Annotated in this window: 10 protein-coding genes; 6 read left to right on the forward strand and 4 right to left on the reverse strand. The window is 58.5% G+C overall.

From position 1 onward, the window contains the following. The first annotated feature begins 80 nt into the window (after positions 1 to 80). On the forward strand, positions 81 to 1,511 hold the full coding sequence (eat, locus tag E4T21_RS18170; protein WP_149286375.1) for an ethanolamine permease: 1,431 nt from the start codon (positions 81 to 83) through the stop codon (positions 1,509 to 1,511). A gap of 66 nt (positions 1,512 to 1,577) precedes the next feature. On the opposite strand, the gene E4T21_RS18175 is transcribed toward eat, so the two are convergent. Both E4T21_RS18175 and E4T21_RS18180 read right to left on the reverse strand, forming a co-directional pair. After that, positions 1,578 to 2,183: an FMN-dependent NADH-azoreductase gene (locus E4T21_RS18175; RefSeq protein WP_149286376.1), complete on the reverse strand. Its 606-nt coding sequence runs from the start codon at positions 2,181 to 2,183 to the stop codon at positions 1,578 to 1,580. Between the two features lie 406 nt (positions 2,184 to 2,589). Then, positions 2,590 to 3,339, reverse strand: coding sequence for an MliC family protein (locus tag E4T21_RS18180; protein WP_149286377.1), 750 nt, complete (start codon positions 3,337 to 3,339; stop codon positions 2,590 to 2,592). A 274-nt stretch (positions 3,340 to 3,613) separates the two neighbouring features. On the opposite strand from E4T21_RS18180, the gene E4T21_RS18185 reads away from it, so the two are divergent. Continuing rightward, on the forward strand, positions 3,614 to 4,528 hold the full coding sequence (locus tag E4T21_RS18185) for a LysR family transcriptional regulator (protein WP_149286378.1): 915 nt from the start codon (positions 3,614 to 3,616) through the stop codon (positions 4,526 to 4,528). A gap of 28 nt (positions 4,529 to 4,556) precedes the next feature. Here E4T21_RS18185 and E4T21_RS18190 read toward each other — a convergent pair whose 3' ends face one another. Both E4T21_RS18190 and E4T21_RS18195 read right to left on the reverse strand, forming a co-directional pair. After that, positions 4,557 to 6,161, reverse strand: a complete 1,605-nt coding sequence (locus E4T21_RS18190; RefSeq protein WP_149286379.1) for an ATP-binding protein — start codon at positions 6,159 to 6,161, stop codon at positions 4,557 to 4,559. A gap of 4 nt (positions 6,162 to 6,165) precedes the next feature. Then, the gene (locus E4T21_RS18195; protein ID WP_149286380.1) at positions 6,166 to 6,885 is read right to left on the reverse strand and encodes a winged helix-turn-helix domain-containing protein; all 720 of its coding nucleotides are present in this window, start codon (positions 6,883 to 6,885) and stop codon (positions 6,166 to 6,168) included. 437 nt (positions 6,886 to 7,322) lie between these two features. Between E4T21_RS18195 and E4T21_RS18200 the strand changes: the two genes are divergently transcribed. From E4T21_RS18200 to E4T21_RS18215, 4 genes are all read left to right on the forward strand, one after another. Beyond that, entirely contained in the window at positions 7,323 to 10,211 is a 2,889-nt protein-coding gene (locus E4T21_RS18200; RefSeq protein WP_149286381.1) for a ribonucleoside-diphosphate reductase subunit alpha, read from the forward strand. 108 nt (positions 10,212 to 10,319) lie between these two features. Further along, entirely contained in the window at positions 10,320 to 11,579 is a 1,260-nt protein-coding gene (locus E4T21_RS18205) for a ribonucleotide-diphosphate reductase subunit beta (protein WP_149286382.1), read from the forward strand. 378 nt (positions 11,580 to 11,957) lie between these two features. After that, complete coding sequence (locus E4T21_RS18210) at positions 11,958 to 12,260, forward strand: hypothetical protein (protein ID WP_149286383.1); 303 nt, start codon at positions 11,958 to 11,960, stop codon at positions 12,258 to 12,260. Next, positions 12,260 to 12,691, forward strand: a complete 432-nt coding sequence (locus E4T21_RS18215) for an NUDIX hydrolase (protein ID WP_149286384.1) — start codon at positions 12,260 to 12,262, stop codon at positions 12,689 to 12,691. Before E4T21_RS18210 ends, E4T21_RS18215 begins: the two co-directional genes overlap by 1 nt. The last annotated feature ends 1 nt before the right edge of the window (position 12,692 follow it).

The following is a 12,692-nucleotide window of genomic DNA, read 5'->3' on the forward strand; positions in this document are numbered from 1 at the left end:
CAGTTCGCATCATGTCTCGATGCAAGCAGCCACGATGAAAATAACCACGATGCAAACAACAATGACAAGAGAGTTATCCCATGACGGACTCGACGATTGATCAAGAGTATCTGGCCAAGCGCCAGTTGAAGAAGGGTACCGCTGGTTGGGTGTTATTGGCGGGGCTCGGTGTGTCCTACGTGATTTCCGGTGACTTTGCCGGCTGGAACTTCGGTATCGGTGAAGCAGGCTGGGGCGGCTTCGTGATTGCCGCCGTGCTGATGGGCATCATGTATTTCGCCCTGGTGCTGGCACTGGCAGAAATGTCTGCGGCCATTCCTGCCGCCGGAGGAGGGTACAGCTTCGCCCGTCAGGCCATGGGGCCAGCAGGAGGTTATCTGACCGGACTGGCGGTATTGATAGAGTACGCATTGGCGCCAGCAGCCATTGTCATCTTCATCGGCGCTGCGGTGGAAGAGCTGTTGGGAATCAATGGCCCTCTGGTGTACGCCTTGTTCTACGCGATCTTTATTGGTATCCACCTGGCCGGGGTGGGAGAAGCCCTCAAGGTGATGATGGTGATCAGCGGCCTTGCCGTCTTTGCCATTATCGCCACGGCCCTGGCTCTGCTGGGTGCGTTCGATGCCTCGCGGCTCTTCGACATTGCCCCGAGCGATGCCGCCGGAGCCAGTGCTTTCCTGCCCTTTGGCTGGACCGGCGTATGGGCGGCGCTACCCTTCGGCATGTGGCTGTTCCTGGCTGTGGAAGGCGTTCCCCTGGCAGCAGAGGAGTCCAAGGATCCTGCCCGTGATGTACCACGCGGCATCATCGGCGCCATGCTGTTCCTGGTGGTCACTGCCGTGCTGGTGGTCGTACTGCTGGCTGGTGCTGCCGGAGCCAGTGCCATCGGCCAGAGTGGCGTGCCGTTGGTTGATGCCTTGAAAATGGCGGACCACCCGACCCTGGCCATGCTGGTCAATGTGCTGGGCCTGGCAGGCTTGATCGCCTCTTTCTTCTCGATCATCTACGGCTACAGCCGCCTGGTGTTTGCCCTGTCACGGGCGGGGTATCTTCCGCGCATGCTGTCACTGACCAGCAAGCGCAAGGCACCGACCTGGGCACTGGTCATTCCGGGGGTATTTGGCTTCCTGGTGTCACTCAGCGGAGAAGGTGATCTCATCCTTGGCATGGCGGTGGTCGGTGCCACCCTGTCCTACTCACTGATGGCTCTCAGCCATATCCTGCTGCGTATCAAACGCCCCGACATGCCTCGCCCCTACAAGACACCTGGCGGCATGCTGACTTCTAGCGTGGCACTGGTCCTGTCACTGGTGGCATTGACGGGAGTCTACGCTTTCGACCCTCGCGCCTTCTTCTACACCCTGGTGCTGTTTGTGGCCGGTGCAGCCTATTACTTCCTCTACAGCAAGAACACCCTGGTCGCAAAAACCGCCGAGGAAGAGTTCCAACTGGTCGCCAACGCAGAAAGTGACCTTAGCGACGATGCAGCCTTGGGTACCACTCCAAGCTGAGATCACTTGGCTCAAACGCCAGGGGCGCCCAAATGGGCGCCCCTGGCGTTTTAACTGATGACGGGGCTAAAGCGCTGCCACCAAAGCCTCGATTTGGTTGTGGGCTTCATTTAGTGCAGCTTCCTTGATCTCGTCGCCCATGTTCAGGCCTTCGGCGTATACCGTATCAAGCTCGGTGATACCAATCATCCCCAGCAGCTGGGTAATATGCGGTGTCTGGGTGTCCATCGCAGTGCCGGCATACTTGCCACCACGAGCCGCCAGCAGGATCGCGCGCTTGCCTTCGACCAGACCCAAAGGACCATTTTCCGTGTAGCGGAAGGTCTTGCCTGCGTGCAAGATGCGATCGAACCAGGCCTTGAGCTGCGATGGAATGCCGAAGTTGTACATGGGTACAGCCAGCACAACGACATCATGTGCCCGCACTTCAGCGATCAATGCATCGGAAACCGCAGCAAGCTCGCGTTGCTCGCTGGTGCGCTCTTCCTCAGCAACCTGCCAGCTGGACAGCTCCGCGATATTAAGGTGAGGCAGGTCATCCGCCACCACATCACGGATCGTCAGTTCAATCTCGCCACGCTGCTCAGCGAGGCGTTGGAAATGCCGAGCCAGGCCCAGAGACTGACCGTGGTCGCCAAGAATCGAAGAAGTCACAACGAGAACGCGGGTCATACGGAACCTCCAAGAATTGTCGTATTGCAATGAGGCTGAGTATAAGCCCGATTTTTTCGATAAAAAGCGCAACATTTCATGCGAATCATTCGAAAAATACGACTGAAGCGCCATAAAGGCGCTTCAATCCAGGTACCTGTTCCCGTCTTACCTTCTCTCAATGCCCCAGGCATTCAGGCAGCTTTTCATTTGGGAAGTGCTGAATAAATCAGCCGAGCGGGATGAAGCACAAGGCGCACGGAGCGCAACCACCGGAGCCTATGGGGTATAGGTGAGGATGGTGAGCACCGCGCACCAATTCGCCAGGAGCGAATTGGAACATCCTTCGATGGCCCGAAGGGTAGCCGCCATGGACGGCGGCTATAGCCCAGTGATTCGCACGCGCAGGCATTTAGGCAGCGTTTTCTCAGGGAGCGATGCCCTGCCCACACCCCCGATACTGCTCACCATTGAGTGTCAGAGTGACCTTGGCCGGCCAGGGAGTACCGGACATGTCATCAAAACAGGCTCCCGCTTCGATACGCGCTTCAAAAGGTGCATCCGAACGGCCGCTGACCAGAATCACTCGACCGGCCTCGTTATCCAGTGTGGAAACACGATATGGCAGTGAGGCTTTGCGCTCACCGTAATCCAGAGACAGGTCGATCTTTGGCACGTCATTGGCCAGGCTCATGCTCCACCCCGGCTCGTTCCCCGTGGCATAAAACATGACCCCGGGCTTTTCCGCACGACGCAGAGAATCACGCTGGACCTGGGCCTGGCACTCAAGACGGCCTCGCGTATTCTCTACCGTCGCTTCATCCCCCTTGAGCCAGACGCTGAGGTCGCCGTTCTCATAACGGCTGCCGCTGGCGACGACGGTCTGCGGCAACTGCTGGCCACCTGCACTGGACCACACCCGCAGCGCATCGGGCTGCGCAGCCGTAACCAGATTCTGGGAAGGACTACAGCTCCAGCCGACGAAGTTCGTTGCTTCACCAACGAACAGCGACGATGGCAGATACGGCGCCTTGGCGCTCTTGCCCGGGGTCGAGCCCCAGATTGAACTTGCACCACCGTTGCTGGTTTCCTGCTGGGTGTTCGTGGTACTGACACACCCGCTCAGACTGAAAGTGCCGATCGCGGCGGAAAGCATGAGGACAGCGGAACGCTTCATGCGGGGCTCCTGTTCTTCTAAGTAAAACTGTTCCCTGAAGCTGCTTACTCTATCAGCCCTGGCCAATATCCAGCAGCAATGTTTTCGCTTCAGCGACACCAGACAAACCATGAGGAGCAGACAGGAACATGACTTTTCATCATGTGGATTCATGGTTGTATGAGCACATGATCAAGATGCCACTGGCCAGTAGGCAGTGAGTCAAACTAAACTTGTCAAACTTTTATATGAAAAGGGCTCAGGGGACGCGGGACCGTTTCCCATATATATACTCATGCTCGAACTCCGCCATCTCCGTACACTGGTGGCACTGCGTGACGCCGGCTCCCTGGTTGAAGCTGCCGAACGCGTGCACCTGACTCAGTCTGCACTATCCCACCAGCTCAAGGATCTCGAAGAGCGTCTGGGCAACCCCCTGTTCATGCGCAAGACACGGCCGGTGGAATTCACCCGGGCCGGATTGCGGCTATTGAGCCTGGCCGAGCAGATTCTGCCGCAGGTGCGCATGGCCGAGCGCGACCTGGCCCGCCTGGCCGGCAATGAACAAGGCCGGCTGCATATGGCCATCGAGTGTCATAGCTGCTTCCAGTGGTTGATGCCCACGGTAGATCACTTCCGTGACCACTGGCCAGAAGTGGAAATCGATATTCCTGGCGGACATCACTTCGACCCCCTTCCCGCTCTGGCCCGGGAACAGCTTGATCTGGTCATCACGGCAGATCCTCAGCCTCTGCAAGGTGTCCATTACGAGCCCCTCTTCCGCTACCAGGGACTCCTCGCCGTAGCACGCCAGCACCCACTGGCCGACAAGCCCTTCATCGAGCCGGCCGACCTGGCCGACCAGACCCTGATCACCTATCCGGTGGAGCGTTCACGGCTGGATGTGTTCACACAGTTTCTCGATCCTGCCGGCATCACCCCCCGAGAGGTGCGCACCGCAGAGCTGACCATCATGATGATGCAACTGGTGGCCAGCGGACGAGGCGTCTGCGCACTACCCAACTGGGCACTGACCGAGTATCTGGAGCGCGATTACGTCAAGGCAGTCAACCTGGGAGAACACGGTGTCTGGAGCACCCTGTTCGCAGCCATTCGCGAGGACACTCGTAGCGCACCCTGGATGGAAGACTTTCTGCGCACCGCAAGGGAGACGTCTTTCAGGGTGCTGGAAGGCATCAAGCCTGCCTGAAGGCAGGCCCGGCGGCCACCTGGGAGGCTCAAGGACGCCGGGGAAGCATCAGGGAGAACCGCGCTCCTTGCAGGCTTGGGCTTTCATCCACCATGACGCTGCCTCCGTGCCAGGCCATGATCTTCTGCACAATGGATAAACCGAGGCCATAACCGCCAGAACTGCGGGTACGGCTGTCATCAAGGCGGGCGAAGGGCTTGAAGATGTCCTGACGCGCCTGCGGCGGCACCCCATCTCCATCGTCTTCCACGTCCAGTCGAACCATCCTCGATTCTTCGCTCAGGGTGACCTTTACCTTGCTATGAGCATGGCGACAGGCATTGGCCACCAGATTCTGAATGGCACGCTGCAGATAACGGGCATCGCCGTTGACTTCGATATCTTCCCCTGGAGCAAGCTGCAGTGTCACAGCGCCATGCAATGACTCGAGCGACTCGATCACTCGATGGCTGACTTCACGCAGGTCAACCAGTGTCGCCGAGGTTTCCACACCACTGATGGTCTCGCTATCGAGGCGAGCATAGGTGAGGATCTCGTCGATCAGGTCATCCAGCTCATCAATATCGTTGTCCACGCCCCGAAGCTGACTACGAACCAGTGGATCGTCCGACATGTCCTCCACCATCTGGGTCGCAAAGCGAATTCGGGCCACCGGCGTTCTCAGCTCATGGGATACGGCACGAATCATGTCCTGCTGGGCACGCAGCAAGGATTGGACCTGGGATGCCATGCCATTGAAGGCCATGCCGACTCGACCGAGGAAATCACTGCTTTCCACCTTGACCCTGGTATCCAGGCGCCCGCTGGCCAGGCGGGTAGCGGCCATTTCCAGACGGGACATACGAGCTTCGATACCCCGCACGATCATGTAGATGGCCAGGGCCAGCGCACTCATCAGCAGCACCAGCAACGACACCAGCAGCGCAGGTGGTCGCGACTCATAGGACTCCATCGGCCCGACGGTCAGCCAGGAAGGAGGTTCTCCTTGCGGGTGAAGCTTCATGAACAGTGCCACCGACCAGCGCTCCGGTAACAGATGCAGAACGACTTCACCATTATCAAGCTGTTCAGAAGGCTGCTCACCCAAGGCTTCGGGAGGGGTATTTGCCAATGAGATCGGGAAACCGCTTGCGGTCAGCATGTCGAGTCGTGCATTACGTGCCGCCCCATCGACAGCTGCCAGCCAGTTGCCGGCCAGCATGGTCATGCCGCGCAACTGCCGCTCGCTCATTCCCATCAGGGACGCTTCAAGTACCATGCCGCTACCGGGAACAAGGCGCACAAATCGCCAGCCTTGCTCCCCGCTATATTCGACCAACACCCCGCCTCGCTCCAAGCGGATACGCTCGAAGTAGCTTGGTGCATAAGACGCAATGGAGACCAGAGACAAGGACATGTCGAGGGCTTCAGAGTAGCGCGTCAACCAGGCTTCACGCTGACCAGCGGGCTGTTCCGCAATCACGCTGGTCAGTAGCTGCATGGGTGCTGCAGCGAGGTTCTCGCGGTAGTACTCGACCCGCACCTTGTCGACAAGAATGAGGCCCAGCATGGCCAGGCCCAACGCCACGACCAGAGTGGCCGCCAGCATGACATATACTCGCAGGAAAGTGCTGTCGACCAAGGCCCTGCGCATGGCGTCAGTTGTCCTTCACGAACAGATACCCTTTGCTCCTCACGGTCTTGATGCGGTGAGGATGATGAGGGTCATCACCAATTTTTGGCCGAATGCGCGACACCCGCACATCGATGGAACGATCCTGGCCGTCGTAGCGAATGCCGCGCAGCTGGGAGAAGATTTCCTCCCGAGTCAGCACGCGTCCGGCATGGCTGGCCAGCAACCACAGCAGATCGAATTCCGCACTGGTCAGGTCAATGCGACTTCCTTTCAGCCAGGCTTCCCGAGTGGCATTGTCGATTTCCAGATCACTGAACATCAGCCGGCTCTCGTCGCTACTGTTGCTGTCGCTACTATCCCGTCGTCGCAACAATGCCCGCATACGAGCCAGCAATACTCGCGGCTGCACCGGTTTGGGCACGTAGTCGTCGGCCCCCATCTCCAGGCCGAGCACCTGATCGAGATCGTCAGTACGCGCGGTCAACATCAGGATGGGACCTAGGTAATCGTTGCGTACACGCCGGCAAATCGACAGCCCATCCTCGCCGGGCAGCATCAGATCGAGAATTACCAGATCCGGTTGAATATCAAGAATTCGTTGTACGCCACGCGCGCCATCTCCTTCCACGGTGACACGAAAACCATTGGCTTCGAGATAGTCCCGGGTCAGATTGGCGAGGCGCTCGTCGTCCTCGATGATCAGCACGTGATCCTGTTCACGCAGGTCTGGGCGGTCTTCCATAATTCCCCGGTTCCTTTTTGTTGCGTTGATTTTGTTGCATTGGTCTTGTTGCACAGACTGTACTGCTTTGGCTCTCTTTCGGCCAAAGCATTCTTTTTCGGGCCGACATGATGAGCCAGTCGTTAAACATCACGTAAGAATACCGCAAATTTTGGACATCGCCTTCCCCAAGTACAACTGACTCTCATCAAGCGCCAGGCCGCCCCACTGCTGGCCTCATGAAAAAAGCAAAAGTTGCCCTCTGGATGACCACATCTCATCCACAGAGTTATCCACTTGATGAGGTGGCAAAACCACACTATCTTGTGTTCGAAATCCCATGAGGCACCATATAGTGTGCCTCTACCAATCTCACTCCATACTGTCAACCACCGTTTTTCAGGTGGATATTTTTACTTCGAGACTTATTCGACATTCAGGTAGGGAACCTCGGCGCCATGGATACACTCGCTTCTCCGGACCACTCATCCGTCTCCGTCACTGCCCCCCAGGCGCTGCGTGTCATCAAGCGCACAGGGGATGTGGTGTCGTTCGACGCCGGCAAGATCGCCGTGGCCATGAGCAAGGCATTCATTGCCGTTGAAGGCGACAACGCTGCGACATCATCTCGGGTTCGCGAGTTCGTCAAGGAATCTTCCGACAGCATCCTGCAGACGTTTGCCCGCCGCATGCCGGATGGTGGCACCGTGCACATCGAAGATGTTCAGGATCAGGTCGAACTGGCCCTGATGCGTAGCGGCGAGCAGAAAGTCGCCCGTGCCTACGTGCTGTATCGCGAAGAGCATACCCGTGCCCGCGAGGCCAGTGGCATCGCCAAGCCTCATCCGACCCTCAATGTGACCCATGCAGATGGCACTGTCCGTCCGCTGGACCTGGGTCGTGTCGAGACACTGGTATTCGACGCCTGCGCAGGCCTCGAGCACGTCGACCCCAACAAGATCGTCCAGGACTCCCTGAAGAACCTGTATGACGGCGTCTCCGTTGATGGTGTCTCCCAGGCACTGATGATGACGGCCCGGACCCTGGTCGAACAGGATCCCAACTACACCTACGTTACCGCCCGGCTGCTGCAGGACAACCTGCGTCGTGAAGCATTGAGCTTCCTCGAGATTGCCGAAGATGCCACCCATGGCGACATGGCTGAGCTGTACAAGCCGGCACTCAAGGCCTATGTGGCACGTGGCATCGAATTCGAGCAACTCGACCCCAGGCTGGGCGAATTCGATCTGGAACGCCTGGGTGAGGCACTGGATTACAACCGCGATAACCAGTTCACCTATCTTGGTCTGCAGACACTCTATGACCGCTACTTCATCCACAAGGATGACGTGCGTTATGAGCTGCCCCAGGTGATGTTCATGCGCGTGGCCATGGGGCTGTCACTCAACGAGGATGATCGCGAAGCCCGCGCCATCGAGTTCTACGAGTTGCTGTCCAGCTTCGACTACATGTCTTCCACCCCGACGTTGTTCAACGCCGGTACCCTGCGTAGCCAGCTGTCCAGCTGCTACCTGACCACCGTACCCGACGACCTTGAGCACATCTACGGCGCAATCCGTGACAATGCCCTGCTGTCCAAGTGGGCTGGCGGCCTGGGCAATGACTGGACTCCGGTTCGCGCGCTGGGCTCTTACATCAAGGGGACCAATGGCAAGTCCCAGGGTGTCGTGCCATTCCTCAAGGTGGTCAATGACACTGCTGTCGCGGTCAATCAGGGGGGCAAGCGCAAGGGGGCAGTCTGCGCCTACCTGGAAACCTGGCACCTGGATGTCGAGGAATTCCTCGAGCTGCGCAAGAACACCGGTGACGACCGTCGTCGTACCCATGACATGAACACCGCCAACTGGGTGCCGGACCTGTTCATGAAGCGCGTCTTCGACGACCAGGAATGGACCCTGTTCTCGCCGTCCACCTGCCCGGATCTCCACGACCTCTACGGCGTTGCCTTCGAGAAGCGCTACGCGGAATACGAGGAGATGACCCGCAATGGCCAGATCAAGCTGTTCAAGCGGGTCAAGGCCAAGGACCTGTGGCGCAAGATGCTGTCCATGCTGTTCGAGACAGGCCACCCCTGGATCACCTTCAAGGATCCGTGCAACATCCGCAGCCCGCAAAGCCATGCCGGTGTTGTGCACAGTTCCAACCTGTGCACCGAGATTACCCTCAACACCAGCATCGATGAGATCGCTGTCTGCAACCTGGGCTCCATCAACCTGGCCCAGCACGTGGTCGATGGCCAGCTCGATGGCGACAAGTTGAAGAAGACCGTGCGCACCGCGGTACGCATGCTCGATAACGTTATCGACATCAACTACTACGCGGTACCGCAGGCCAAGAACTCCAACTTCAAGCATCGTCCGGTGGGCCTCGGCATCATGGGCTTCCAGGATGCGCTCTATGCCCAGGGCATTGCCTACGCCAGCACCGGTGCCGTGGAGTTTGCCGACCGTTCCATGGAGCTGATCAGCTATCACGCCATCGAGGCCTCCAGCGACCTGGCAGCCGAGCGCGGCCGTTATGATAGCTTCGAGGGCTCGCTGTGGAGCCAGGGCGTACTGCCCATCGACTCCGTCGACAAGCTCAAGTCCGAGCGTGGCGAAAAGTACATCGAGGTCGACACCAGCACTACCCAGGACTGGGAGCATATCCGCGAGAAGGTACGCAGCCAGGGGATGCGCAACTCGAACGTGATGGCCATCGCACCCACGGCGACCATCTCCAACATCTGTGGCGTCACTCAGTCCATCGAGCCGACCTACCAGAACCTGTTCGTCAAATCGAACCTGTCTGGCGAGTTCACCGTGGTCAACGCCTACATGGTCAACGACCTCAAGGAACGTGGCCTGTGGGATGAGGTCATGATCAACGACCTCAAGTACTACGACGGCAGCGTACAGCCCATCGACCGCATCCCGGAAGACCTCAAGGCCAAGTACGCCACCGCCTTCGAAGTCGAGCCCAAGTGGCTGGTCGAGGCGGCCTCACGTCGCCAGAAGTGGATCGATCAGGCTCAGTCGCTGAACCTCTATATCCAGGGCGTGTCCGGCAAGAAACTCGACGTGACCTATCGCATGGCCTGGTTCCGCGGCCTGAAGACCACCTACTACCTGCGCGCCCTGGGCGCCACTTCGGTAGAGAAGTCCACGGTCAACCGCGGCAAGCTCAACGCTGTAAGCAATGGTTCTGCTCCTGAAGCGCCAGCAGCGGCTTCCTCTTCGGCACAGCCTGAGCCACGTGGCATCGACGACTTTCTCCAGGGCAAAGGTGGCCAGCGTCCACCGTCTGCCGGAGAGATTGATGAGCTGGGCTGCGAAGCCTGCCAGTAATCCAACAGAAATGGCGGCTCTGCGCATCGAGAGCCGCCTAAATACAGAGCTGCAATGAGGCTGCTCGAAGCTCGAAGCTCGCAGTCATCAGGAACCGGAGATATTTACATGCTCAACTGGGACGAGTTCCACGAGGACGATACCAGCGTCACCGAAAAGCCTGCCGCCACCAAGGCTCCGGCATCCGCTGTGAAGCCGGCGGCTGAAGCCGTACAGGAAAGTGCTGGCAACGCTTCCAGTAACACTTCCAGTGACTACAAGGTCGCCGAGGAAGATCGCCTGGCTCGTGCACGCCAGGCTCTGGAAGAGCTGGATGTTGCCGCGGGCCTCGAGGAGCTGGAAATGGGCGCTGCCCGGATCGAGGTCGACGACAAGCGCATGATCAATGCCCGCGCGGACCTCAACCAGTTGGTGCCGTTCAAGTATGAATGGGCCTGGCAGAAATACCTGGATGGCAGTGCCAACCACTGGATGCCCCAGGAAGTGAACATGAACGCGGACATCGCGCTGTGGAAAAGCACGGACGGCCTGACGCCGGACGAGCGCCGCATCGTCGAGCGTTCACTGGGCTATTTCTCGACTGCTGATTCGCTGGTAGCCAACAACCTGGTCCTGGCGGTCTATCGCCTGATCACCAATCCCGAGTGCCGCCAGTACCTGCTGCGTCAGGCTTTCGAGGAGGCTATCCATACCCACGCCTATCAGTACTGCGTGGAGTCCCTGGCCATGGATGAAGGCGAAGTCTTCAACATGTACCGGGAAGTGCCGTCGGTCGCAGCCAAGTCTGCCTGGAGTCTCAAGCATACGCAGTCGCTATCGCGTCCGGACTTCAACACCGGCACCCCGGAAACCGACCAGGAACTGCTGCGCAACCTGATCGCTTTCTACTGTGTCACCGAAGGCATCTTCTTCTATTGCGGCTTCAGCCAAATCCTGTCCATGGGTCGCCGCAACAAGATGACCGGTGTCGCGGAACAGTTCCAGTACATTCTGCGTGACGAATCCATGCACCTGAACTTCGGCGTCGACATGATCAACCAGATCAAGATCGAGAATCCGCATTTGTGGACGCCTGAATTCCAGGACGAAGTCACCCAGATGATCCTCGAAGGTACTGAGCTGGAAATCGCTTATGCCCGTGACACCATGCCCCGCGGTGTGCTCGGCATGAATGCTGCGATCATGGAAGAGTACCTGCACTTCATCTGTAACCGCCGCCTGGCTCAGATCGGGCTCAAGGAACAGTTCCCAGGTGCCCAGAACCCCTTCCCCTGGATGAGCGAGATCATCGATCTGCGCAAGGAGAAGAACTTCTTCGAGACCCGTGTCACCGAATACCAGGTCGGTGGCGCTCTGAGCTGGGACTAACCCACCACCAGGATCAGGGAGGAAAGGCAGCGTCAGAAGCACGAATAACGGAAAGTAAGAGGAAACGCTGAATAAATCGGCGAGCATACTCAAGCGCAAGGCGCACGGAGCACAGACTCGAAGCGAAGCGGAGAGAACATCCTTCAGGATGGCCCCGAAGGGGTGAGAAACCGCAGGTTTCGAGTCAACCGGAGCCTATGGAGTTATAGGTGAGGATTTCGCGCACCGCGCAACGCAGCGATTGAGTAGCGCAGACATTTAGACAGGGTTTCCTAAGGCAAGCGTCTCACCAGCGGTAACCTAGCCACGAAAATGGCCTGTATGCGGTTTGTCATGTCACCGACTGCATACAGAGCCCAACTGAAGAGGGAGTTACTTATGCCGGTATCCCACCATCGTCTTCAGCGTGACCCCAGAGCCTGGCAGACGGCTCTGGACCAGGCCCTGGCCGCCCATGATGGCGAACGCGCCCTGGCACGTTATGAGCATCTGGCTCATGCCTTTCCTTCACCGGAATACGATCCGCGTGATGAGAGCCACCCTCACCTCAACCTGGATGCCCTCAAGCGCTGGGCACTGTATCGCGGCTGGCAGGCTCGTCCAGCCACCGACCGCGCCCAGGAAGGTGAGGTCTACCGTCCTCCTGTGCGCTTTATTCGTGTAATGGGTAAGTACCATTGATGGCGGCTTCCGATACCCTTGCCATTCGCACCTTGCACATCGCCGCCGCCCTGATCCTCGATGGGCGGGGGCGATTGCTGCTGGTACGCAAGCGTGGTACCCAGGCCTTCATGCAGGCAGGAGGCAAGATCGAACCTGACGAAACACCGGAGGCAGCACTACGCCGGGAACTGCATGAGGAACTTGGTGGCACTCCGACCCAGATCCATTACCTGTGCGAAACCTTTGCCCCGGCGGCCAATGAGCCGGGGTATCGGGTTCACGCACATCTGTTCAACGTGACCATGTCAGGCGAACTGTCTCCGGCTGCAGAGATCGAGACCCTGCGTTGGGTCACACTGCAGGAAGCGCGTCAGCTTCCCCTTGCGGCGCTGACCCGCGACCATGTCCTGCCATTGGCGGAGAGCCTTGTCCTGCAGCCCCTGGTTTGAG

Source organism: Halomonas binhaiensis (assembly GCF_008329985.2).
Classification (GTDB): Bacteria; Pseudomonadota; Gammaproteobacteria; order Pseudomonadales; family Halomonadaceae; genus Halomonas; species Halomonas binhaiensis.